The organism is Marinoscillum sp. (assembly GCF_040222955.1).
Classification (GTDB): Bacteria; Bacteroidota; Bacteroidia; order Cytophagales; family Cyclobacteriaceae; genus Marinoscillum.
In genome coordinates this window covers 234,589-258,161 of record NZ_JAVKCA010000007.1, presented here as the reverse complement: position 1 = coordinate 258,161, position 23,573 = coordinate 234,589, and the positions used below count along the sequence as shown (strand labels likewise).

Annotated in this window: 21 protein-coding genes; 12 read left to right on the top strand and 9 right to left on the bottom strand. The window is 43.5% G+C overall.

All coding sequences use genetic code 11. The features are described from left to right. Positions 1-25: 25 nt before the first annotated feature. From RIH33_RS03200 to RIH33_RS03180, 5 genes are all read right to left on the bottom strand, one after another. The gene (locus tag RIH33_RS03200) at positions 26-1,651 is read right to left on the bottom strand and encodes a CTP synthase (RefSeq protein WP_406653627.1); all 1,626 of its coding nucleotides are present in this window, start codon (positions 1,649-1,651) and stop codon (positions 26-28) included. Between the two features lie 75 nt (positions 1,652-1,726). Further along, positions 1,727-2,809: a hypothetical protein gene (locus tag RIH33_RS03195; protein ID WP_406653625.1), complete on the bottom strand. Its 1,083-nt coding sequence runs from the start codon at positions 2,807-2,809 to the stop codon at positions 1,727-1,729. A gap of 20 nt (positions 2,810-2,829) precedes the next feature. Then, positions 2,830-3,321, bottom strand: a complete 492-nt coding sequence (locus RIH33_RS03190) for a hypothetical protein (protein ID WP_406653624.1) — start codon at positions 3,319-3,321, stop codon at positions 2,830-2,832. Between the two features lie 13 nt (positions 3,322-3,334). After that, positions 3,335-3,763, bottom strand: a complete 429-nt coding sequence (locus RIH33_RS03185) for a hypothetical protein (protein WP_406653622.1) — start codon at positions 3,761-3,763, stop codon at positions 3,335-3,337. A gap of 34 nt (positions 3,764-3,797) precedes the next feature. Continuing rightward, a complete protein-coding gene (locus tag RIH33_RS03180; protein ID WP_406653621.1) occupies positions 3,798-4,337 on the bottom strand; it encodes an RNA polymerase sigma factor in 540 nt (179 codons plus the stop codon). A gap of 136 nt (positions 4,338-4,473) precedes the next feature. On the opposite strand from RIH33_RS03180, the gene RIH33_RS03175 reads away from it, so the two are divergent. Then, positions 4,474-4,923, top strand: a complete 450-nt coding sequence (locus tag RIH33_RS03175; protein ID WP_406653619.1) for a MarR family winged helix-turn-helix transcriptional regulator — start codon at positions 4,474-4,476, stop codon at positions 4,921-4,923. Between the two features lie 14 nt (positions 4,924-4,937). Here the strand turns inward: RIH33_RS03175 and RIH33_RS03170 are convergent, their stop codons facing one another. From RIH33_RS03170 to serA, 4 genes are all read right to left on the bottom strand, one after another. After that, positions 4,938-5,864, bottom strand: a complete 927-nt coding sequence (locus RIH33_RS03170) for a universal stress protein (RefSeq protein WP_406653618.1) — start codon at positions 5,862-5,864, stop codon at positions 4,938-4,940. A 157-nt stretch (positions 5,865-6,021) separates the two neighbouring features. Further along, positions 6,022-7,095 (bottom strand): aminotransferase class V-fold PLP-dependent enzyme, encoded by a 1,074-nt coding sequence (locus tag RIH33_RS03165; protein ID WP_406653616.1) that lies wholly within the window; start codon positions 7,093-7,095, stop codon positions 6,022-6,024. Positions 7,096-7,357: 262 nt separating this feature from the next. Further along, positions 7,358-7,747, bottom strand: a complete 390-nt coding sequence (locus RIH33_RS03160) for a monothiol bacilliredoxin BrxC family protein (RefSeq protein WP_406653615.1) — start codon at positions 7,745-7,747, stop codon at positions 7,358-7,360. A gap of 85 nt (positions 7,748-7,832) precedes the next feature. After that, positions 7,833-9,725, bottom strand: a complete 1,893-nt coding sequence (serA, locus tag RIH33_RS03155; RefSeq protein ID WP_406653614.1) for a phosphoglycerate dehydrogenase — start codon at positions 9,723-9,725, stop codon at positions 7,833-7,835. 149 nt (positions 9,726-9,874) lie between these two features. On the opposite strand from serA, the gene RIH33_RS03150 reads away from it, so the two are divergent. The 11 genes from RIH33_RS03150 (at position 9,875) to RIH33_RS03100 (ending at position 23,573) form a co-directional block, all read left to right on the top strand. Then, positions 9,875-11,044 (top strand): serine hydrolase domain-containing protein, encoded by a 1,170-nt coding sequence (locus tag RIH33_RS03150; protein WP_406653612.1) that lies wholly within the window; start codon positions 9,875-9,877, stop codon positions 11,042-11,044. Positions 11,045-11,127: 83 nt separating this feature from the next. Next, positions 11,128-12,549, top strand: a complete 1,422-nt coding sequence (locus tag RIH33_RS03145; RefSeq protein WP_406654033.1) for a sodium:solute symporter — start codon at positions 11,128-11,130, stop codon at positions 12,547-12,549. A 12-nt stretch (positions 12,550-12,561) separates the two neighbouring features. Then, complete coding sequence (locus RIH33_RS03140) at positions 12,562-13,002, top strand: GNAT family N-acetyltransferase (RefSeq protein ID WP_406653611.1); 441 nt, start codon at positions 12,562-12,564, stop codon at positions 13,000-13,002. Positions 13,003-13,007: 5 nt separating this feature from the next. Further along, positions 13,008-14,150, top strand: coding sequence for an amidohydrolase (locus tag RIH33_RS03135; protein WP_406653610.1), 1,143 nt, complete (start codon positions 13,008-13,010; stop codon positions 14,148-14,150). A gap of 4 nt (positions 14,151-14,154) precedes the next feature. After that, complete coding sequence (gene alr, locus RIH33_RS03130; protein ID WP_406653609.1) at positions 14,155-15,354, top strand: alanine racemase; 1,200 nt, start codon at positions 14,155-14,157, stop codon at positions 15,352-15,354. Then, a complete protein-coding gene (locus tag RIH33_RS03125) occupies positions 15,335-16,405 on the top strand; it encodes an alanine racemase (protein ID WP_406653608.1) in 1,071 nt (356 codons plus the stop codon). Before alr ends, RIH33_RS03125 begins: the two co-directional genes overlap by 20 nt. Before the next feature lie 231 nt (positions 16,406-16,636). Then, on the top strand, positions 16,637-17,926 hold the full coding sequence (locus tag RIH33_RS03120) for a cytochrome c3 family protein (protein WP_406653606.1): 1,290 nt from the start codon (positions 16,637-16,639) through the stop codon (positions 17,924-17,926). Positions 17,927-17,959: 33 nt separating this feature from the next. Beyond that, complete coding sequence (locus RIH33_RS03115) at positions 17,960-21,052, top strand: TAT-variant-translocated molybdopterin oxidoreductase (protein ID WP_406653604.1); 3,093 nt, start codon at positions 17,960-17,962, stop codon at positions 21,050-21,052. 6 nt (positions 21,053-21,058) lie between these two features. Beyond that, positions 21,059-22,426 carry an NrfD/PsrC family molybdoenzyme membrane anchor subunit gene (gene nrfD, locus RIH33_RS03110; RefSeq protein ID WP_406653602.1) on the top strand — a complete coding sequence of 456 codons (1,368 nt, stop codon included), beginning with the start codon at positions 21,059-21,061 and terminating at the stop codon, positions 22,424-22,426. Then, positions 22,426-22,950 (top strand): DUF3341 domain-containing protein, encoded by a 525-nt coding sequence (locus tag RIH33_RS03105; RefSeq protein ID WP_159580193.1) that lies wholly within the window; start codon positions 22,426-22,428, stop codon positions 22,948-22,950. The genes nrfD and RIH33_RS03105 overlap by 1 nt, the downstream gene beginning before the upstream one ends. Positions 22,951-22,955: 5 nt before the next feature. Next, on the top strand, positions 22,956-23,573 hold the full coding sequence (locus RIH33_RS03100; protein ID WP_406653601.1) for a c-type cytochrome: 618 nt from the start codon (positions 22,956-22,958) through the stop codon (positions 23,571-23,573).

Below are 23,573 nucleotides of genomic sequence, written 5' to 3'. Positions count from 1 at the left end.
ATTTGACTACTCGTAGTTCTGTTTGTTAAATGCTTTCTTTTTCTTTTCGGTGTGCAATGGCAGCTTTAATGAATTTCACAAAAAGGGGATGGGGGTTGGCCACAGTGGACTTGAGCTCGGGGTGATACTGCGAGCCAATGAACCACGGGTGGTCTTTCAGTTCCATGATCTCCACCAGGTTGGTGTCCGGGTTTTTTCCTGAGGCAATCATGCCGGCATTCTCAAATTGCTCCAGGTACTGATTGTTAAATTCATATCTATGTCGGTGTCTTTCGGAGATTTTGGTATGTCCGTAGACATTGTAAGCCTTTGTTCCTTTTTTCACATTGCAATCATAGGCACCCAAACGCATGGTTCCGCCCATGTTTTTGATGTTTTTCTGATCTTCCATCAAGTCTATGACTGGATGCTTGGTCTTGGGGTCCATTTCTGTACTATTGGCCTGCTTTAGGGTTAGTACATTTCTGGCGAATTCTATTACAGCACATTGCATTCCGAGGCAAATTCCAAAAAAGGGAACTTTGTTCTCTCGAGCATATTTTACCGTGGTGATCTTGCCTTCTATTCCGCGTTCACCGAAACCGGGTGCCACCAAAATACCATCAAGGTTTTTGAATAGCTTTTTAGCGTTGGCTTCATCTACTTCCTCAGCATGAATCCAATCGATCTCAATATTGCACTCGTTTTCAGCTCCTGAATGAACAAAAGCCTCAGCAATGGATTTATAAGCGTCTTTTAGTTCCACGTACTTACCCACAAGGCCTATTCTTACCTGACTGGTAGGGTTCTTTAACCTACCAAGGAATTCTTTCCATTGGTCAATTTTGGGTTCCCTTTTGTACGAATGCTTGAATTTGGCCAGTACACGCTCATCCAGCTTTTCTTTTCGCATCAGGATGGGTACATCATAGATGGTTTCGGCATCCAGTGCTTCTATCACCGAATTGATCGGTACGTTACAGAAAAGGGCGAGTTTTTTTCTGATTTCGGGAGTGAGCGAGTACTCAGACCGGCACACCAGGATGTCTGGTTGTATTCCGGCTTCCAGAAGTTCCTTTACGGAGTGCTGTGTGGGCTTGGTTTTTAACTCTCCTGCAGTTTTGAGGTAAGGGACCAGTGTAAGGTGAATGGAGATACAGTTGGTAGGCCCAAGCTCAAATCTCACCTGCCTCACGGCTTCTATAAAGGGGAGGGATTCAATGTCACCTACACAACCTCCCAGCTCAGTAATGATGATGTCATATTTGCCGGTTTCACCCAGCTTGAAGATGTTATTCTTAATTTCATCTGTAATGTGAGGAACCACCTGCACGGTTTTTCCAAGAAACTCACCTTTTCGTTCCCTTTGGATAACATTATCATAGATTCTTCCCGTAGTGACGTTATTATTTTGTGAAGTAGGAACATTCAGAAAACGCTCATAATGACCTAAATCCAAATCTGTTTCTGCGCCATCATCCGTCACATAGCATTCACCATGCTCGTAAGGATTGAGGGTGCCAGGGTCAATATTAATATAAGGGTCGAATTTTTGGATGGTTACTGAGTAACCTCTTGCCTGTAGAAGTTTGCCGAGAGATGCTGAAATGATTCCTTTTCCCAGCGAAGAAGTTACGCCTCCCGTAACGAAAATGTATTTGACCTTGGACATTGAATTACTTTGATCTTTGGTGATGTTACGGGATGCAAAGGTAGGGCATTTACTTTCAAATAATAGTTGATCTTTCTATTTATAGTTGAAAGGAATCCGGTAAATCACAGAAGCTCCAAAATAGCCTAAAGGATCCAGCGTATAGTCTTCACCGGGCAATTGGACAGGGATACTGTAGGTATAACTAATAAGGAATGAAAAATTTTCGGTGACCAACATGAGCGGCAGACTGAAGCTGTAGTTCATGATTCCGTATTTTTCTTCCGTAGTATCCAGTAGGGAGTAGAGGTAGTTCAATACGTCATCATTGCTAAGGTATATTTTCATTTGCCGGCCAATTTTTTCTCTGGTTGTAAGGTTTCTGTTCTCTCTTATTTGCCTCAAAGCTTCCTTTTCCTGATCAGAGAGGACCGTATTGGCATAGCTTTGAAATTCTTCCGAACGGAAACTGGTTCTGAGTACCTGATTGGACCTGAATTCATCAATGACGTTGCCCTCGAACCGGGTCGTGATCAGTGAATTGCCAAAAATGGAGGACATGGAGGGTAATAATTTGATGCTTTTAAAACACGCCCATTTACCCAAACTAATGCTGCCGGAGAGGCTTCCGATCAGCCGGTGGGCTAACCTTTCTCCAAACAGGAGGCTGTAGTCCATAGTGGCATAGATCAGCTTGTTTCGGTAGGTGATATTACCACCAAGGTTGTTATTTAGCCCGGTACTTTCGATTTCATGGTACCACCACCTTTCATAGCTCATGGAGTAGCTCCATTTTTTACTGAGGGTACCTAAATAGCCAAATGAAAAGATGGAAAGGTTATACTCGGGAGTAGTTTGTGAGTTCCAAAAACCAGAGTAATCAGCATATAACCCGGTATTGTGATAATAGGACATTCCGGGAGAAATGCTGTGCTGATTGACACCATAGTTTCGGCCGGCATTGAGCACATTACTGTTGTAGCTCATGCGAACATTGAACTCCGAGTATTTCAGAGGGGAGCTGCTCAGAATGCTATCCAGAAGATAAAAAATCGACATGGAGTCCATTTCTGCTTCGAGCAGGGCAAATTTCTCCTCCCAGGTGAGTGAGTCACTTTGTGCATAGGCCTGTTGCAGCCCCGTTATTGCCAGACATATGGTCAGTAAGTATTTTATCAAAAGATCAGGTAGGGTAGGTGCTAATTATTTCTTTTTCGCTGCATATTATCGTTGTTGCGCATTCGATCCTGCCGCATTTGGTCACGCTGACCCTGCTGCTCGCGTATTCGCTTCATCAGCATTTCTTTGAAATCATCCTCGGCTTTTCTGAGGCTCATGAGCTGGCGCGTGGTGATTACCTGTTGCATCCGTTCGGAGTACGTGCGCTCCAGGCCAAGCTGACGCTCTTTTATCTGCATCCCCATTTCCAGCATTTTTTTGTTTTCCTCTTCAGATGCTGTTTGAGGATTGTGATTGGTTCGCAGGTCATTGAACTCCTTTCTGAGGGTTCGCTGCTGTTCCGAAAATTCCCTGTATATCGGCCAAAATTTTTCTGCCTGCTCTGGCGTGAGCTCCAGTCGTTCGGTGATCAGGGCTATTTTGGCGGCCTCCACACGCTCCATGGTAGAGGGACTTTGTGCCCATAACCCGATGGAAGTGAGAATGAATACTAAAGTTATTAACTGTCTCATAATCGCTTATAAGTTAAATGTCCTGTGATATATTATCATCCAAATCGTAATGCTCCATCAATTGGCTGAAGTCATCTTCATCAATATCCATTTGATCCATGATGTTGACGCCCCGCAGTAAGGTCTCGGGCTCAGTGCTCAATGCGGCAATCTCAGCCTCCGAAATCTCTGTATTTTCCAGGTAGAAAAATATCTCCTCATTGGTAAGGGAAGCAAGCAAATCGGAAGACCTGTCAGGTTCATTAGCGGTATTGAGTATGGCAAAACAAACCAAGACAGTCACAACAAAGGCAGGCACAAGGGCCCACTGAAAACGAATAGGCGAGGCAGTCGGGGCTTGACTGACCTTCTCACTGATCTTGTCCTGTAGCTGATCAAAATAGCCATCAGGTACCTCAAATGGCAGTGGCGTTTTGTTGATATGGTCCAGTTGGTTTTTCATTGTTTAGGGTTAGATGCTCTTGTTTGTCAAAGGTTTAATGCTCAGTTAAAAAAATCTCAATTTTTTTGGCAGCAAGATGATAGCTCGCTTTTAAAGCCCCCACGGATGTACCTGTAATCTCCGCTATATCATCAAATTTCAACTCATCAAAGTACCGCATATTGAAAACGAGTCTCTGCTTGTCAGGCAGAGTCAGGATGGCTTTTTGAAGCTTGAGCTGAATTTCATCTCCGGAAATATAGGTTCCCTGGTCGATTTTATTGGAGAGTTCCCCGGCCACATCGTGGATGGGGATCATAAACTTGCGCCTTTTCTTTTTCAGAAAATTCAGGCATTCATTGGTCGCTATCCTGTAGATCCAGGTATACAGGCGCGCCTCTTCCCTGAAGTTACCCAGTGATTTCCAGATTTTGATAAAGACATTCTGGGTAAGGTCATCGGCATCATCGTGATCGATTACCATTTTCCGGACATGCCAATACACACGTTCCTGGTAGGTTTTGACCAGTAAATTGAAGCCATAATTGATGGTTTCGGGATCCTGAATTTTAGATATGATAAAGGAGTCTTCCAAGGTAGGCTAAAGGTGATTTACCGTTTAGAGTCTAAAATTAACCGATGGTTTAATTTTTCTGTTGATTTTTTTATTTCATCGAACCACCTTAATTTAAATGTCGTTACATTAAATGTAGTTGTTAATTAACCGCCAAATGGGAATAGGAGAAGATATCAAACAGTCGAAGTTTAAAAGCGAGTTGAGTAAAGCCATCATAAATATACTGTATACCAACAGCTGGCTGAGCCAGAAACAGGTTCTACTATTTAAGCCTTATGGCCTGACTACCCCACAGTTTAATGTTTTGCGAATACTCAGAGGTCAGCACCCAAAACCTGCCACCATCAATCTACTTATAGAAAGGATGCTGGACAAAAGCTCCAATGCTTCAAGAATAGTGGATAAGCTTGAATCCAAAGGGTTGGTGGCTAGAAGGCAGTGCCCGAATGACAGGCGTGCTGTGGATGTGATTATCACTTCTCAGGGCCTTGATTTGCTGGCAAGAACCGACCTGGATATGGATAGGTGGGAGGATGGACTTGTCAGCCTTTCGGAGGAAGAAGCGAGACAGCTAAATGTGCTTTTGGATAAACTAAGGGCATAAAAAAAAGGAGCTTGTTAAAGCTCCTTGATGTATTCTATGATGCCGGCATTTTTACCCTTCGGCCTTACCACCAGCATTGGAATTTCTTCATCCACATGAATCAGTTTTTCTGCTTTGCTGCCAATAAAGAGGGCAGTAGTGGCTGTACGGCCTTTTGCCCCTATGATGATGAGACTGGCTTTAATCTTTTTGGCTGCTTTGTAGATGTCAGATATGATGTCTTCATCCTTGTCTAATGTGTAGATCTGTTCCATATTCACCTTGTCCAATTTCATGCTTTGAGTGAACTTGGCGAAATCATTTTTGGCATGATCTTTCATTATCTCGGAAAACTCCTTAAAACTCTTACCAGTGTAGTGATAGCCCACTGGCACCTGGTAGACATTTTGAACGATGATCTTGCCCGGTGCTTTTGATTTTTTCACCAACATGGTCGCTTTTTCCAACGCACTTCTGGAGTAAGCCGAAAAGTCAGTGGGTACAAGAACGTTGCTTACACTAAACTGAGAGCCCTTTGGTAAAATGAGGAGCGAACAACCTACCCGGCGTGCAATTCTGTTCACCAACACTCCGCCACCCTTTTTTTCATTTTTTCTGCCCAGAATGACCAGATCTATTTTCTCAGTAGAAGCATGCTTAAGTAAGGTTTTGGTTACCTGCCCCTGATCCACAATCACATTAACGACAACCTCTGCACCTTCGAATTTGAAATAATCGTGAACAGTCTTCTGAAGGTCCTTTCGCCTTTCTTCAATGGCCTGATCCAGAATGTGAGGAAACTCCTTCATGAGCTTCTCTGGCAGGTTAATGTCTCTGATGATATTTACAAAGTAGACAACCTTTGATCCGGATAACTCACAAACATCTGAGGCAGCTTTCACTAAATCCAGATCTGTTTCCGTGTGATCGAGGCCTACAAGTATTTTATTGTACTTATACATATTATAATGCGATGACTTGGGGTGCAAAATTAAATCGAAATCAATTTATCAATTCTTATAAACGAAAGAAAGTTTCAAAATGATTTATGATTTTATAAATCTTTTTCGCAATAAAATACTGAATAATCACCTTGATCGAAAGGTTTTAAGAAGAAAATTAGGTCTTACTGATGTAATCAGATAGCTGTTCTATCTGTTCTTTGCTATGAACGGGAAAGTTGGCAATGCGTATTTGGTCATTTTTATATGAACCATACCCTTTGCCTATGACCCATCCCTGTTCAAGGAAGCGGGCAAGAATGTCACTGTTTCCGTTCTCACACTTAGCTACCACCACGGTTTTTGATTGATTGATTTTGTGGGTAATAAATGGGCTCAGTATCGTCGACTTTTCGATGGCCTGATAGAGTAGGGTGGCTTTGTAAGTGGTATCATTTTGGATCAGTCTGGCTGATCTGAACAGCATGTCCCTGACCACCTTTCCCAATAGGAAAATTCCCAAAACATTGGGCGTTTCTGGGGTCTGATTTTTATCTCCTGAAGCTTTCAACTGTAGCAAATCATGATAACTACCCGTAACAACACCACTTTTTCTGAGCTGTTCCACTTTTTGGTAGCACGTGGGGTTCACAATCCAGACACCTAATCCGGCTGGTAATCCGAAGCATTTCTGCACAGAAAAGTAGGCCGTATCTACTTTAGAAAAGTCAAAGGGAACAGCGGGAAAAGCACTTACGCCATCTACAGCGATGAGTTTATCCGGGTACTGCTCCCGCAGTTGGTAAATTCTTTCAGCATCGAAAGCGTATCCAATGCTTGTTTCATTGAGTGTGACTGAGATAAGTTCAGTGTTCTCCGGCACTTCCAGGTGATCAAAATCCTCACCATCACTCATTCGGGTGATGGTAGACTCTTTTTGGTAGTCGGTGGCAAACTGATAGAATTTCTCAGCAAAGGATCCATTCACGAAGTGATGAGACGTCTTGCCGACAAGGCTCTGAATGATTCTTTCCCAGATCTCGTTGGCAGAGGAGATGAAGTAGACATCATAATTGTCGGGAACGTTGAGCAGGCTTTTGAGATCGGCTTTTACTTCAGCAAAGAGGTTTTGGAAAGTGGCACTGCGGTGCGAGATAGACATAATGTCCTTCTGAAAGGCCTCTTTCATGTGGTCATTTACCGTATAAAAAATTTGTGACGGTCCCGGTGTGAAATAAATCTTATGTTGCATTGAGAATTTGAAATAGTACTGATTAAGTTTGTTTCGCTATTGAAGGTAATATTGTTTTTAAACCTAACACTAAAACAATACCGAGCCAAGTGGGGTAGCAAAATTGGGCCTCACCCTGTTGGTTTCCATCAGGGCCTCGTCATCGAAAGGTTTCAGGACAACAGTGGATCTTTGACCTATTTCACAGCTCAAATCCTTATTATTTAGGGGTTTATCAACACGATCTTCACGGCATTAAGCTTTCGGTTTCCGAAAGCTTTTTTTATGCCCTGGTCTCCATCCACTTGAAGGTTCTGTTGACGATTTTTAGTGCGAGTTTGATTTTCTTCACGCTGATCATGTCGTGTGATTCATCGTACATGGTCACGCCATCGGCAAATAGCACAATCTGGGGGAATTCATGATTGATGCCCGCTATTTCTGAAATTTCTCTGGAGACGTCTTTGGATTTCATATCATCGACAAGATAAACGTCTATCATCTCGCTGGATATGTTCCAGCCATTTTCTAGCTCTATCTTTTTTTCGATACTTTCAGGAGATGAGGCCCTGTGCTTAAAAACCATTGCTGGCTTCAGCCGGGAGCCTTCAATCACTTGATTGAGGTCTTTTAAAGATGATATCGATTTCCAAAGCGGTGAATGGTGATTCATTGGCAACTAATCTACAACACGAATTTACTAATTACAACGGTTATTGCGGATTGGGACTTAGGTTTTATTGAAATATCTGACTAAACTAATATAAAACTCTGAATCTAATGGTTTCCTTAATGGATTTAAGATTTTTAATTACTTCCTCATCATAATCTTTGTTGATATCCGTAATTACATAACCAATTTCCTCATTTGTTTTCAGGTATTGACCCACAATATTCAGGTTGTGAGCGGCCAGTTCATGGTTAATTTTCGCCAGCACTCCAGGCTCATTTCGATGAATATGTATAAACCTGTGCGCATTTTTGAGCATAGGCAATACAATATTCGGAAAATTAACGCTATTGCTTGTCGATCCTGTATTGATATACTCCATGATCTTCCCGGGCACAAAATCCGCAATGTTTTCCTGTGCCTCCAAAGTACTCCCACCAATGTGTGGAGTAAGTATGGTATTAGGTAAACCCCGTAATTCAGAAATAAATTCATCGTCATTACTCAAAGGTTCCTCCGGAAACACATCCACACCTACCCCTCTGATCTTACCGCTCAGTACATATTTTTTCAGGCCAGCTATATCTACCACAGGCCCACGGCTAAGGTTGAGGAAGATCACTCCGTCTTTCATCTGAGAAAAGTGCTTTTCAGTAAGAAATCCGTTGTTATCCTTTCTGCCGTCTATGTGCAACGTGATCATATCGGAACTGCCCAGTAGTTCTTCCAGGCTTTTGCACTGTACAGCATTACCGAGTGCCAGCTTCTCTTCCAGGTCAAAGAACTGCACCTTCATACCAATGGACTCTGCCACTACGGAAAGTTGAGCACCTATATTTCCATAACCGATGATACCAAGTGTCTTTCCTCTCACTTCAAAACTCCCACTGGCTGATTTGTTCCACTTGCCCTGATGCATGGAAACCGACTTATCAGGAAGGTTTCTCATCAACATGATAAGTTCAGCAATGGCCATTTCTACCACAGAGCGCGTGTTGGAAAAAGGAGCATTGAACACCGCCACACCTTTGCGCTGACAAGTAATAAGGTCTATTTGGTTAGTACCAATACAAAAAGCCCCAACGGCAAGCAGTCGGTTGGCACTTTCAAGTACTTTTTTGGTCACCTGTGTTTTGGACCTGATGCCAAGTATGGACACATCCTTAATGGCTTCGATGAGTTCGTCTTCGTCCATCCCAGCCGGATGCACTTTGACATTGTAGCCTTCTTCTTGCAGTTTCTTGATCCCATGCTCATGGATGTTTTCAAGCAACAATACGTTGATTCGGCTTTTGGGATAGGAGAGTGCTCTTTCCATTTTATTTACATATAAAAATTCATCTAGATTAGGCGCTTCATGGTCTGCGTTTTGGAGCACATTGGCCCTTCTTACATTCTCTGTAAAGGCGTAAAACTTGTGCGCGATTCCGGCTTTTTTGATTTCGTAATCAGTATAGCCATCACCTAACACATATACTTCACCCTTGAGGTTCATTGAACGTATTTTGTTCGGTTTTCCGTTATTCTCAGAAAGCAGGTTTTCTTTGTTAAATCCAACAATATTACCTTCCTCATCATAGGTAAATTCATTGGCAAAAACCCGGTCTTCGGTAATCCCAAAATGCTCTACAATGGGGACAATAAAGTCTTTGAATCCATTGGATAAAATATAAATTTGACCGGAGTATTTTCTTACAAATTCTTTGTTTCTCTGGAATGAATCGGAGACCTGATCGCTCAGTCTCGCGATTAATTCGGGTAAATGAGATTTGTGTGCTCTGAGAATTTCCAATCGGTTTTCAAGAGATTCCCGAAAGGATATTTTGCCTTCCATGCCCAGATCGGTAATTTCTTTGATCTTCGCCAGTGACTCCTGGGCATCTGGTTGACCCCTGAGGGAGATCTCACACAAGACATCCAAAGCCTCTACCCGGGTGAACGTGCTATCGAAATCAATTACAAAATGTTTGTGATTTTCCATAAGTTCGCTTTCTCTGAGGCTTAAAATTAAGCACGTAAATGGCATATAAAACAATCATTTTATTTTTATTATCAATTTTTTTTCAAAATCAGTGTTTTAGTCAACAAGACACCTTGGATTTGTTGGGAGATTTACAAAAAAAGGTTGACTTGATTGTAATTAACGCAATTCAGCAGGAAGCTTTTCCGGGGTGTGTGGTGTACGCTTCACACAAGGGAAACCCAATCTTATTAAAATCATATGGTCATAAGACTTATGACAGTCTTGATGCGGTCTATACTTCAGATCTTTTTGATATGGCTTCCGTGACCAAGGTGATGGCTTCTACATTGGCTTTGATGAAGCTTTATGATGATGGGCTGATAGATTTGGATGAGCCTCTCAATAACTATGTGGACGGATTGGGCTGGCGAAAGGTGAGTAAGGTAACGCTGAGGCAGTGTCTGGCTCATCAGGCAGGGCTACAGAGCTGGATCAAGTTTTATGAAGAGATCAGAAAGAATAGCGGTCGCTATAAGGGACATACTATATCAAGCAGCCAGTCAGAAGATTATCCCTACATGGTCGCGGATGGAATGTATCTTCATCATGCATTTTATAAAAGAATCAAGCAGTACATCAGGAAGGCACCGGTGAATAAGGAGCCACATTATGTCTATTCGGGCTTGTTCTTTTATCTGGTGCCGGAGATAGTACAGCGATTGACCAGAATGCCATTTGAGACTTATTTGCAGGAGATGTTCTTCCAACCTATGGGGCTGAGTACCCTCACATTTAATCCAATGGAGAAATTTGCATTGGACAGAATTGTACCTACGGAAATTGATTCCTTCTTTAGGTATGAACCCATTCACGGCAGGGTACATGATGAGGGTGCCATTTTGATGAGAGGGGTTTCAGGCAACGCAGGATTGTTTGGAGCAGTGGAAGATGTGGCTACTTTGTGGCAGATGCTGCTTGATAATGGCCGATTGAACGATGAGCAATACCTGACACCAGCTACAGTGGACCATTTTACAAGCTGTCAGTATTCCAATAAGGGAAACCGGAGAGGTTTGGGTTTTGATAAACCGCTTCTGGAATATGACTCATTGATTAGTAGTGTGGCAAAATCGGCCTCTTTCGAAAGCTACGGGCACACGGGGTATACCGGTACCTTGGTATGGGCTGATCCTGCGAATGATTTACTATTCGTTTTTCTTTCAAATCGCGTCTATCCTTCACGGGAAAGTAAGGCCATTTATCAGCTCAACGTGAGACCGGATATCCATCAGGCATTATATGATTACCTTGCGCAGAGAAGAGATAATTGTGATTGATCCGAACATTTTGCAATACTCTGAGTTGCTTTCGTAGCAGATGTACATTTTTTTAATCCCAAACACTACTAATTGTTTTGAGCATCCACTGGATAGACCTCCTGGTATTTATTGTCTACATGATTGCAATGCTGGGGGTAGGAGCCTTTTTCCTCAAAAAGAATAAGAACACAGAAGATTATTATGTAGGTGGCCGGTCCATGAGCTCCTGGCATGTGGGGCTTTCGGTCGTTGCTACGGACGTAGGTGGTGGGTTTTCCATTGGTTTGGGTGGGCTGGGCTTCACCATGGGCTTGTCTGGGTCATGGATGCTTTTTACAGGCTTATTAGGCGCGTGGTTGGCGGCAGTTATCCTCATTCCAAAGCTTAGTGCATTGCCTGAGTTCAAAAAGCTATTTACGTTCCCTCAGATTTTCAGCATTTTTTATGATAAAAAAACTGCCCTACTCGCGGGGATCATTTCTGCTATAGGCTATGCCGGATTCACAAGTTCACAGCTCTTGGCCGGAGCTAAATTGGCATCATCGACTTTTGAAGATCTTAGTCTGACCAGCGCATTGGTGATCATGGGAGTCATTGCTGTAGTATATACGGTGATGGGGGGACTCAAAGCCGTCATCTATACGGATACCATCCAATGGGCGCTGCTTCTCTCCGGGCTGGTGTTTATAGGTTTACCGTTGGGGTATGTAAGTGTTGGGGGCTATGAAAAAATCAGGGAGGTTTTGCCTGCCGAGTTTCTCTCATTGACCAATATCAGATGGCAGGATATGGTCAACTGGGGAATTACTATCATACCGATTTGGTTTGTGGGGATGACACTCTATCAAAGGATCTATGCCTGTAAGAGCGAAAAGGCTGCCCAAAAGGCATGGTACATCGCTGGTCTTTTTGAGTGGCCTGTTATGGCGCTCATGGGTGTGCTCCTGGGGATGTTTGCCAGGGTAGGGGCTGAATCAGGGATGTTTGCTTACCTTGGGTATGAGAGTGCTATTGGTATGGATGCTGAAATTGGCTTGCCTATGCTCCTCAGAACCATCCTTCCCGTCGGATTGATGGGACTGATGATGTCGGCTTATTTTTCTGCTGTCCTGTCCACGGCAGATAGCTGCCTGATGGCCTCATCCGGTAACCTTGTGACTGATATTATTGGCTACAATGGCACCGATCAAAAGAAATTTCTGCGGTTGTCCCAAATCATTACTCTAGGGATTGGTGTTTTTGCTGTACTGCTGGCCTCCATGATGCAGAGCGTTCTTGAGCTTATGCTTTATTCTTATGCTTTTATGGTTTCAGGTTTGTTCATACCCGTTTTAGGAGGTCTTTTTATGAAGAAGCCCAGTGCCAATGCTGCTTTCTTTTCTATGCTGATAGGCGGGGGTACTACTATTTCGTTAATTTTAATGGGTAGTGATTTGCCTTTAGGTCTGGATGCCAATATCTATGGGATCGGTCTGTCACTGATTACCTTTGTGATGATCAATCAATTCAAAAACAAACAATAACCAATTACATATATGTTAGAGATCAAGATACTTGGCCCATCGGATACAGTGGGCCTGATAGAGATAGAGCAGGTAAGGGACTTTCTTTTTAACCACCTGGATCAATACGGTGACAAAAAGGAAGATATCATGAAAGCGATTAACTACTCACTCAGCACCGGAATTACTCCAGGAGGGTTTGTCTTGGTAGGGAAAGACGAGGGTGAAATAGTAGGCGCTGTGGTGGTCAATAAGACGGGGATGGATGGTTACATACCCGAAAACATCCTTGTTTATATTGCTACCCACAGAGAAAAAAGAGGGAAAGGATACGGCAAGGCTCTGATGCAAAAAGCCATAAACACTGCAGAAGGAAATATAGCCTTGCACGTGGAGCCTGATAATCCGGCCAAAGGTCTTTATGAGAAACTGGGCTTTACCAATAAATATCTCGAAATGCGGTTAACCAAGTAAGTCAAATGCAACACAACATTATTGATGAGGCCAAATCCCTGCGCAGGTACCTTCATCAGCATCCCGAGTTGTCGTGTTTCGAAGAGAATACTTCTCGTCATTTGATTGAAAGGTTAAAATCAGATTGTTCGCCCGATGAGCTCATTGTTTTTAAGCATTATGGTATAGCTGCGATTTTCAGGGGGAAGGAACCTGGAAAAAACGTATTGATACGAGGAGATTTTGATGCTTTACCCATTCAGGAGATCAATGACTTTGAGCACAAATCACGCAATGAGGGTGTAAGTCATAAATGTGGACATGATGGACATGCATCCATCTTATATGCTCTGGCGAGACAACTTTCACTGGAGCGTCCGGAAAGAGGGGATGCGATATTGTTATTTCAACCGGCAGAGGAGAATGGAGCAGGAGCGAAAGGGATTATTAATGACCCCTTGTTTGAGTCGATCAAACCCGACTATGCTGTGGCTTTGCATAACCTGCCCGGGTATGATTTGCACACCGTAGTATGGAGATCCGGCACGTTCACAGCTGCTGCAAATAGCATAGTGATCAAACTCAATGGCAAAACTTCACATGCAGCAGAACCAGAACTTGGTATTAACCCGGCCTTGGCAATGGCTGAAATCACCCAGTTGATACTCAAAGAAAACCAGCCTGATCTGAATGCCGATGACTTCCGGATAGCAACACCTATCTATACCACCATGGGTGACCAGGCTTACGGAGTTTCGGCAGGGTACGGAGAGTTGCATTTCACACTGCGTGCCTGGGAAAACCAGGTCATTCGGGAGCACGAAAAGAAATGTGAGCGTATTGCAAGACAAGTGGCTGGCGCTCATAAGCTTGAAATTCAGATCGAGTGGACTCAGAGTTTCTTTGCTAACTTTAATCACGAAAGGGTTATCACTGCAATAAAGGGAGCAGCTGTAGCTGGCGGGTTGAAAACCGAACAGCGTGCCACTCCATTCAAATGGGGAGAGGATTTTGGGATATTCACAGAGCGGTTTCCCGGCGCCATGTTTGGAATAGGCTCAGGTAAAGATTGTCCGGCACTTCATAACCCGGATTATGATTTTCCCGATGAGCTCATTCAAACAGGAATGATTATTTTCAGAGAGATAATTTCACAACTTCAGGACTAAACAAATGTTCGCAACATCCGAAATAGAACTTGACCAGACGGCCCTGGCCAATAACCTTGGTTATATCCGCAAGATCATTGGTAATGATGTTCGGTTATCGTCGGTGGTCAAGGGAAATGCTTACGGACATGGAATTTTTGAGTTCGTACCGATGGCCGAAACCCTGGGGGTGGATCATTTCTCGGTTTTTAGTGCGGACGAAGCTCTGGAAGTGACCAACATCAGCATGCATAAGTCTCAGGTCATGATTATGGGTTTTGTGGATAACGCAGAGCTCGAATGGGCTGTGCTCAATGAGGTGGAGTTTTTTGTGTTTGAGCTCGATAGGCTGGAAAAGGCCATCGAAGTAGCCCGTAAGGTTGGTAAGAGAGCAAGAATACATCTTGAGTTTGAAACTGGCCTCAATCGTACGGGGTTTAATAAAACGGACCTTGTGATGGCAGTTGAGTTTCTGAAAAAGAACCTTGGCCATTTTGAGTTAATGGGAGATTGTACACACTATGCAGGAGCAGAAAGTATCGCCAATTACTTACGGGTCAAGAATCAGATCAAAAAATTTAATAAAATGGATAAATGGCTCCGCGGCACAGGTCTGGAGCCTTTGGTGAAGCATACGGCTTGTTCTGCTGCTGCCATTTCCTACCCAAAAAGCCGAATGGAAATGGTTCGGATAGGTATTTTGCAGTATGGCTTTTGGCCCAGCAAAGAAACTTTTATTGACTGTATCAAGCACGTGTCTTCTCGCGAAGACCCATTAAAACGAGTGATGAAGTGGAAGAGTAAGGTGATGGATGTGAAGGAGGTTAATACCGGAGAATTTGTAGGGTATGGAACTACCTTTATGGCATCAGAAAATATGAAGATAGCAACGGTACCTGTAGGCTATAGTCACGGGTATGCCAGGTCATTAAGTAATCAGGGAAGAGTATTGATCAGAGGTAAGCGTCTGGCTGTGGTGGGTATCGTGAACATGAACCTATTAATAGTGGATGTTTCCGAATGTCCCGGAGCTGAAAAAGGCGACGAAGTGGTGTTAATAGGAGATCAGGGGGATAATTCCATCTCGGTATCTTCATTTGGAGAGTTGAGTGATCAACTCAATTATGAGCTCCTCACCAGACTCCCACGCAATATTCCCAGAACAGTCATTACTAACAAAGCGTTAACTAATCAAATACCAACCAATGGCTTATCTAAAGCTTAAGAGAAAATCGCTGCAACACAACTACCAGTACATTGCCTCCAGACTGGATGCCGAAGGCATTGAGTGGGGTGTTGTATCAAAGCTTCTGTGTGGGACCAAAAACTATATACAGGAACTAGTAGACCTGGGAGTACGTGAGATTCATGACTCCAGAGTGAGTAATCTCAAGACGGTGAAGCAGATTGATACAGGCATTCAAACGGTATATATTAAGCCCCCGGCAAAGAAGGCAATTCCCAGTATTATTAAGTATGCCGATGTAAGCTTCAATACGGAGCTTTCTACCATTCGCCTGCTTTCCCAGGAAGCTGGACGTCAGAATAAGCTCCATAAGATCATTATTATGATCGAAATGGGAGACCTGAGAGAGGGTGTTCTCGGTGATCAGCTTTTGGAGTTCTATGGTCAGATCTTTCAGCTTCCTAATATCACGGTTGTGGGTTTGGGTACCAATCTTAATTGCTTGTATGGTGTCATGCCCTCTCAGGATAAACTAATTCAGCTAAGTCTTTATAAACAGCTGATTGAAGCCAAATTCAACCGTAAGATTGAGTGGGTTTCAGGGGGTACTTCGGTAGTTTTTCCTTTGCTACTAAACCGACAACTTCCCAAGGGAATCAATCATTTCAGGATAGGGGAGATGTTGTATTTTGGCAATAACCTCTTTACGAACAAAGGAGTCAAAGGCATGAAAAGTGATGTTTTCATGCTACATGCCCAAATCATTGAATTGATTGAAAAACCTAAAGTGCCCTCAGGCGATCTGGCGACTAACCCTTCCGGTGAACAATTTGAAATCAATGAAGAGGATTATGGCAAAACCAGTTATCGCGCCATTTTGGATCTGGGCTTACTCGATATCTCCACAGACTTCTTAATACCTGTGGAAAAGGGTGTGAAAATCACCGGCGCCAGCTCTGACATGATCGTGATTGATCTGGGCAGTACCAAGCGAAATTATCAGGTGGGAGATTGGGTCAAATTTAAGCTGAAATACATGGGAGCTTTAGGGTTGCTAAATTCAGACTACATTGATAAAATCGTTGAATAGATGATTGTTAGCAATCAATTTATTTATAATGATTCTAAATAGTACTTTTTTTAGTCTCCTGAGGGGTCTAATGGGCTGATAATCAGTTCAATTTATCAACATAAGTTATCCACATACGAGATAATGCCATCTGGGTTGCAAAACTGCCTTTGAAATACGTACCCACGGTATTACATTTGTACCCGTCTGATTTAGAACAGCAGAAAATACATGTTGACAAAGAAACAATCCATGTCCAAAGCAACCAGATTTGTTTTAATCTCTCTCACCTACACATTTTTCTTATTTTTCTCATTTGGTGCACTGGCGCAAGATGCAGCCGGTGGTGGTGATGCAGATGGTATTCCCACAGATGAAGCCCTGGCGTCTGCCGGTGCCAGTATATTCAAGGCCAACTGTACCCAGTGTCATGCCATCAATGACGTGGTGATAGGCCCAGCGCTTAAGAATGTGCATGAGAGACAATCTAAAGAATGGTTGACCAGTTGGATTAGAAATTCACAGAAGCTTATACAAAGTGGTGATGAGTATGCCGTGCAGATATGGCAGGAATACAACAAGACGGCTATGCCGGCTTATCCTTTCTCTGACGAGGAAATCACTTCTATCCTTTCTTATATAAAAGTTGAATCAAATAAGGAGCCTGCACCTGTGGCGACTGCAGAGGGTGGTAGTACCGGCGAGGTGGCCCAGGGTCAGGGAGATTCTGTTTCTTCCGGCTATTTGACTGCTATACTGGTTGTATTGGTGGTTGTGCTGGTGTTGATACTCATTGTGCTAGGATTGATGGTCTCTGTACTGACCAAGTATCTGAAAGATCAGAAAGAGTTGGCGCCTGAGGATGTTGAGGTGGTTAATCAGAAAACGGACATTCAAAAAGTACTAACGAGTGATTTCGTGATTGGGTCTGTGGTGTTCATTTTCGTGGCCCTCTTACTGAAGACAGCCATCGATGGAGCGTTTACCATTGGCGTTCAGCAGGGGTATCAGCCGAATCAGCCAATTGCATTTTCACACCAGATTCATGCAGGTCAGTTTGAAATTGATTGTAACTACTGCCACACCGGAGTAAGAAAGTCAAAAGCTGCCAACATTCCCTCAGCAAATATCTGTATGAACTGCCACACGGCTATTAAGACAGAGTCTCCAGAGATACAAAAGATTTATGCGGCCATTGATTATGACCCTTCTACCGGAGAGTATGGTGACAATACCAAACCGATTGAGTGGGTACGAGTACATAACCTTCCTGATTTGGCATATTTCAACCACTCACAGCACGTAGAAGTAGGTGGATTAGAATGTCAGACGTGTCACGGTCCTGTAGAAGAAATGGATGTTGTTTACCAATATTCAACCCTTACCATGGGGTGGTGTATCAATTGCCACAGAGAAACTGAAGTCAATACAAAAGATAACGAATACTACACCAAGTTAGTGGAGTTGCATGCTGAGCATAGCAAAGAACCTCTTAAAGTAGAGGACATTGGAGGTCTGGAGTGTTCAAAATGTCATTATTAATCAACCTAGCTTGAAAAAGATTAGTCCATCAATATGAAGGAAACTAAGAAATACTGGAAAGGATTAGAGCAGCTTCAAAACAAAGCTGAGTTTCAAAAATACGCTAACAAGGAGTTCCCGGAGTATTTGCCAATCAGTGGTGAAGACGGTGGCGAGCCATCTCGAAGAGATTTCCTTAAGCTAATGGGTTTTGGTATTGCCGCAGTGTCATTGGCAGCCTGTGAAACCCCTGTTAAAAAGGCCATTCCTTATGTAAAGAAACCTGTAGCGGTTGATCCCACACTTCCTAATTACTATGCTTCTACTTACGTCAGTGGAAGTGATTATTGCAGTGTATTGGTGAAGACAAGAGAGGGAAGACCTATTAAACTGGAAGGAAACAAACTATCATCCATTAGTGGTGGTGGTACTACTCCTCAGGTAGAGTCTTCTGTGCTTTCACTTTATGATCAGGAGCGTCTTACAGACCCTAAAATAGATGGAGCAAAAGTTTCATGGGCTGATTTGGATAGTGCTTTGGCAAAGGAATTTGCTGCAGCCAATGGTCAGTTAACCATAGTAAGTAATTCTGTGGCTTCGCCGTCCACTCAGGCTACTATTAGTAAGCTGGCGGAGAAATTTGGGGGAACACATGTTTCTTACGATCAGGTATCATTTAGTGGAATGCTTTCGGCTTATGAGTCAGCATTTGGAAACAGAATGATGCCATATCATGACTTTTCTAAAGCCAAAACTTTGGTTTCCTTCGGAGCAGACTTCCTGGGAGCATGGCCAAACAGGACAGCTAACAACAAGCAATTTGCGGCGGGGCGTAAGCTCTCCAAGGATAAAACGGATATGTCAAGAGCTTATGCTTTTGAATCAAACTTATCCCTGACAGGGGCCAACGCGGATTATCGCGTAGCTATTAAGCCTTCTCAGGAGGGACTTTATGTGGCTAATCTTTATAATGCCGTGGCCGCAAAGATGGGAGCAGGCCAGGTTAATGTTACTAAAGTTGACAATGAGCTGTTGGCTAAGGCTGCAGCCGATTTGGTGAAGACTCAGGGTGCCTCTTTGGTGATGAGTGGATCAAATGACATCAACGTGCAGCTGATGGTGATTGCCATTAATAACTTGCTGGGCAACTACGGTGCTACTCTTGATATATCAAAATCCGTGAATCTGAGAAAAGGAAACGATGCTCAGTTTGCTGAATTCGTTAATAAATTGAATGCTGGTTCTGTGGCCGGTGTGGTTTTCTACAACTGTAACCCGGTTTATGACCATCCACTAGGGGCTCAAATTGAAGCCGGTCTAGCCAAGGCTAAATTTGCCGTTTCTACCAGTGATAGGACTGACGAAACTTCTTCATTGGTGAAATACCAGGCACCTGATCACCATTTCCTTGAATCCTGGAATGATTTTGAGCCTGTCACTGGATTCTTTAGTTTATCGCAGCCTGCAATCCAAAATATCTTTAATACACGACAGGCACAGCAGTCATTTATGACATGGGCTGGTGAAGAGGGTTCTTATTACGATTTGGTCCGTGAAACCTGGAACTCTAACGTATTTGCCAAGGCCAATAGCATTGAGTTTTTCAACTTCGATGCCTTTTGGAACAAGTGTTTGCACGATGGTGTATATGAAATTAAGAGTGAAGCTCAATCAGCATCTGCTGATGTGGCGGTAAGTTCAGTGGCGTCTGCCATTGGTGCTTCATATTCACTTGATAATGCCGGGCTGGAGTTGGTAATCTACCAAAATAGCAGTGTGGCAGATGGTATTCAAGCCAACAACCCCTGGTTGCAGGAGATGCCTGATCCAATTACCAAAGCTACATGGGATAACTATCTAACTGTATCACCTAAGCAGGCAGAAGAGTGGGGAATAGAGATCGGAGACATGTCTACTCAAAAGGTGAATTTCACCGCAAATGGTGTCACCGCTGAGATTCCTGTGCTTCCACAGCCAGGTCAGGCCTATGGAACGGTTGGTTTGGCCATTGGTTATGGTAGAACCAAAGCAGGAAAAGTGGCTGATGGTGTTGGAGTAAACGCCTATCAGTTTGGTACTGTGAGCAAAGGAACTGTCAGTTTTGTGGTCACCACAGGCGTGAGCGCTGAGCCAACAGGTACACCTTATAGAATCGCTCAAACACAGACACACCAGACCTATATGGGGCGTGAGACTGTGATTCAGGAAACCCTCCTAAAGAACTATCAAAAAGACAATCAGGCTGGAAGAAATTTCCCTAAAATAGCTACCGCAGAGGGCTATAAGAAGCCTTACGCAGTTTCCCTATGGAAGGGACATGAATACCCTAATCACCATTGGGGGATGATGATTGACTTAAACTCATGTACAGGTTGTGGATCGTGTACGATTGCCTGTCAAACTGAGAATAATATACCTGTAGTAGGAAAGCAAGAGGTGCTCAACAGAAGGGAGATGCACTGGATCAGAATCGATAGATACTATAGTTCTGATGCCACTGAGGGCAAGGCCATGGAGGATCCTTCAGAAAACCCTGAGGTAACTTTCCAGCCAATGATGTGCCAGCAGTGCAATAATGCACCTTGCGAAACGGTATGTCCGGTAGCAGCTACAACGCACAGTAGCGAGGGGCTGAATCAAATGACTTACAACAGATGTATTGGAACAAGATATTGTGCAAACAACTGTCCTTATAAAGTAAGAAGATTTAACTGGTTCAAATACCACGATAACAAGCAGTTCGATAAGAACATGGCCATGAACAATGACCTGGGCAAGATGGTATTGAATCCGGATGTGACGGTCAGGGCCAGAGGGGTGATGGAGAAATGTACTTTCTGTGTACAGAGAATCCAGTCAGGAAAGCTTGAAGCCAAACGAAACGGAAGAAGACCTGAGGATGGGGAAGTGGTATCGGCATGTGCAAGTGCCTGTCCTTCAGAGGCTTTAGTGTTTGGTGACATGAAAGATCCAAACAGCCGTATTTCTCAGATGCTTCAGATCAAGCAGAATGAGAAGAGTGTGGAAGCGAGAGAGCCAAGAGCTTATCACGTATTGGAAGAATTAAGAGTGATGCCAAATATTTGGTATCTGACTAAAGTCAGAAATAAAGATGAAGTGTCTAAAACTGAAAAAGCAGAAGCATAATATCCTATGATAGCAGAATCAGCAATTAGAGAGCCCTTAGTTACGGGTGGAAAAACAGTACACGACGTTACAGAGGACATTGCCGGAAGAGTAGAGGAAAAACCTGCGAAGCTTTGGCTGTTTGCCATGGCCCTTTCGCTTGGTACTTTGACCATAGGAGCATATGCTGTGGCCATGACCCTATGGGAAGGTATTGGAATGTGGGGATTGAACAAGACTGTAGGTTGGGCCTGGGATATTACCAACTTCGTTTGGTGGGTTGGTATTGGTCACGCAGGTACTTTGATCTCTGCCATTCTGTTGCTTTTTCGTCAGCGTTGGAGAATGTCCATCAACCGGGCAGCTGAGGCAATGACCATATTTGCAGTAATCTGTGCTGCTATGTTCCCTGTTCTTCACATGGGAAGACCATGGTTGGGCTTTTACTGGGCGTTACCACTCCCTAATACTTTCGGGTCTCTTTGGGTAAACTTCAACTCACCTCTTTTGTGGGATGTGTTTGCGATATCAACATATTTCTCTGTATCTCTTGTTTTCTGGTACATAGGATTGATTCCTGATTTCGCTACCATCAGAGACAGAGCCACTAATAAAGTTTCAGCGGCAGTATATGGTGCATTGAGCTTTGGATGGGATGGAGCAGCAAAGACCTGGTCGAGATATGAGACTGTAGCGTTGGTGCTCGCTGGTTTGGCAACACCTCTGGTGCTTTCAGTACACACGATCGTATCCTTTGATTTCGCGACCTCAGTAATTCCTGGTTGGCATACAACCATCTTCCCTCCGTACTTTGTGGCGGGTGCAATTTTCTCAGGATTTGCCATGGTATTAACACTTCTCCTGATAACCAGGAAGGTTTATAAGTTAGAGGACTACATCACGATTCAGCATATTGAGTTGATGAACATTGTAATCATTATTACCGGCTCTATCGTAGGGGTGGCTTATATCACAGAGTTTTTCATGGCCTGGTATTCTGGAGTTGAAGCAGAGCAGTACGCTTTCATCAACAGGGCTACTGGACCATACTGGTGGGCATATGCTTCCATGATGACCTGTAATGTGATCTCTCCGCAGCTCTTCTGGTTTAAGAAGATCCGAACTAACCTGGCAGCTACATTTGTGATTTCTATCATCGTAAATATTGGGATGTGGTTTGAGCGTTTCGTGATCATCGTAACCTCACTGCATAGAGACTTTTTGCCTTCAAGCTGGGCAATGTTTTACCCAACTATGTATGATGTAGGGGTATATGTATTCACCTTCGGATTGTTTTTCACGGCGTTCTTCCTGTTTGCGAAGTTCTTCCCTGTGATCAACATGGCGGAGGTAAAAAGTATTATTAAAGCAACTGGCGAAAACAAAAAAGCATAATGGCTCACGAAAGCAATTATATAGTCGGTGTATATGAAGACGAAGACGTTCTCCTAAAGGCGATCACACAGGTGCGTGCAGGAGGAGTCAAAATTCATGAAGTTTATTCACCATTTCCGGTACATGGTATTGATGATGTGCTGGGTTACAAGGGTTCCAGATTATCTGTTGTGGCGTTCCTTTTTGGTTTGCTGGGCACGTCATTGGCCCTCACCATGCAGTTAGGAATGATGACAGTGGATTGGCCAATGATCATTGGGGGTAAGGACTATGCCCCAATCCCGTCTTTTATCCCGGTTACATTTGAGCTGACTGTCTTGTTGGCCTCTTTTGGGATGGTGGGTACTTTCATGATTATTAGTAACCTGAAACCCTGGGGAAAGCCGAAATTATTTGACAAGCGCATTACTGACGATAAGCACATCGTGGCAATAGATCTTGGGAAAAATAAAGTTGAAGAAGCAGCTATCAGCAGTCTTTTAAAAGCAAGCGGAGCTTCTGAAGTGAATCTGAAAACACTTTAATGAAGATGTTAAAATATACATATCAAATATTGGTTGCAGGTGTGGTTACTGCCATGTTAGGGGCATGTGCTGCAGGTGTAGATGACACAGGGTTGGAATATGCCCCACAGATGTATCACTCTACACCCTACGAACCACTTTCACAAATCACGGATGAGAGCAAGGGAAGTTGGTTGGATTCAAATCCTGAGGATGAACATGGGGAGTTTTACAACTCAAACCCATATAATCCTTACAAGATGACTATGAGGGAACCGGTGGCCAATACCATTAAGAGAGGTGATTATATCGCTTCTAATGGTATAGCGGCTGATGATTATGCCACGGCCGAAGAGGTACTGACCAATCCTTTTGGTGAAGAGGCATTGAAAGAGGGAAAGGCTCTTTATCTAAGGTTTTGTGAGCACTGCCACGGTGAAAAGGGGCAGGGTGACGGACTGGTTGGTGAAGTGTATAAGGGGGTAACTTCTTATAATTCGGCAACAGTGAAGGATAAAAAGGCGGGTCATATATTCTGGGTCATTACCAACGGTAAAGGGCGTATGGGTGCTCATGCGTCTCAGATAAGTGTGGAAGATCGCTGGAAGATCACTACTTATGTACAAACTCTGCAACAACAATAA

Excerpts from the sequence above, each read along its gene's own strand:
- RIH33_RS03165 (WP_406653616.1), bottom strand. The coding sequence starts at position 7,095 with ATGCAACATAAGATTTATTTCACACCGGGACCGTCACAAATTTTTTAT.
- RIH33_RS03200 (WP_406653627.1), bottom strand. The coding sequence starts at position 1,651 with ATGTCCAAGGTCAAATACATTTTCGTTACGGGAGGCGTAACTTCTTCG.
- RIH33_RS03100 (WP_406653601.1), top strand. The coding sequence starts at position 22,956 with ATGTTAAAATATACATATCAAATATTGGTTGCAGGTGTGGTTACTGCC.
- nrfD (WP_406653602.1), top strand. The coding sequence starts at position 21,059 with ATGATAGCAGAATCAGCAATTAGAGAGCCCTTAGTTACGGGTGGAAAA.
- RIH33_RS03135 (WP_406653610.1), top strand. The coding sequence starts at position 13,008 with ATGCAACACAACATTATTGATGAGGCCAAATCCCTGCGCAGGTACCTT.
- RIH33_RS03120 (WP_406653606.1), top strand. The coding sequence starts at position 16,637 with ATGTCCAAAGCAACCAGATTTGTTTTAATCTCTCTCACCTACACATTT.
- RIH33_RS03170 (WP_406653618.1), bottom strand. The coding sequence starts at position 5,864 with ATGTATAAGTACAATAAAATACTTGTAGGCCTCGATCACACGGAAACA.
- alr (WP_406653609.1), top strand. The coding sequence starts at position 14,155 with ATGTTCGCAACATCCGAAATAGAACTTGACCAGACGGCCCTGGCCAAT.
- RIH33_RS03140 (WP_406653611.1), top strand. The coding sequence starts at position 12,562 with ATGTTAGAGATCAAGATACTTGGCCCATCGGATACAGTGGGCCTGATA.
- RIH33_RS03125 (WP_406653608.1), top strand. The coding sequence starts at position 15,335 with ATGGCTTATCTAAAGCTTAAGAGAAAATCGCTGCAACACAACTACCAG.
- RIH33_RS03175 (WP_406653619.1), top strand. The coding sequence starts at position 4,474 with ATGGGAATAGGAGAAGATATCAAACAGTCGAAGTTTAAAAGCGAGTTG.
- RIH33_RS03185 (WP_406653622.1), bottom strand. The coding sequence starts at position 3,763 with ATGAAAAACCAACTGGACCATATCAACAAAACGCCACTGCCATTTGAG.
- RIH33_RS03105 (WP_159580193.1), top strand. The coding sequence starts at position 22,426 with ATGGCTCACGAAAGCAATTATATAGTCGGTGTATATGAAGACGAAGAC.
- serA (WP_406653614.1), bottom strand. The coding sequence starts at position 9,725 with ATGGAAAATCACAAACATTTTGTAATTGATTTCGATAGCACGTTCACC.
- RIH33_RS03190 (WP_406653624.1), bottom strand. The coding sequence starts at position 3,321 with ATGAGACAGTTAATAACTTTAGTATTCATTCTCACTTCCATCGGGTTA.
- RIH33_RS03115 (WP_406653604.1), top strand. The coding sequence starts at position 17,960 with ATGAAGGAAACTAAGAAATACTGGAAAGGATTAGAGCAGCTTCAAAAC.
- RIH33_RS03160 (WP_406653615.1), bottom strand. The coding sequence starts at position 7,747 with ATGAATCACCATTCACCGCTTTGGAAATCGATATCATCTTTAAAAGAC.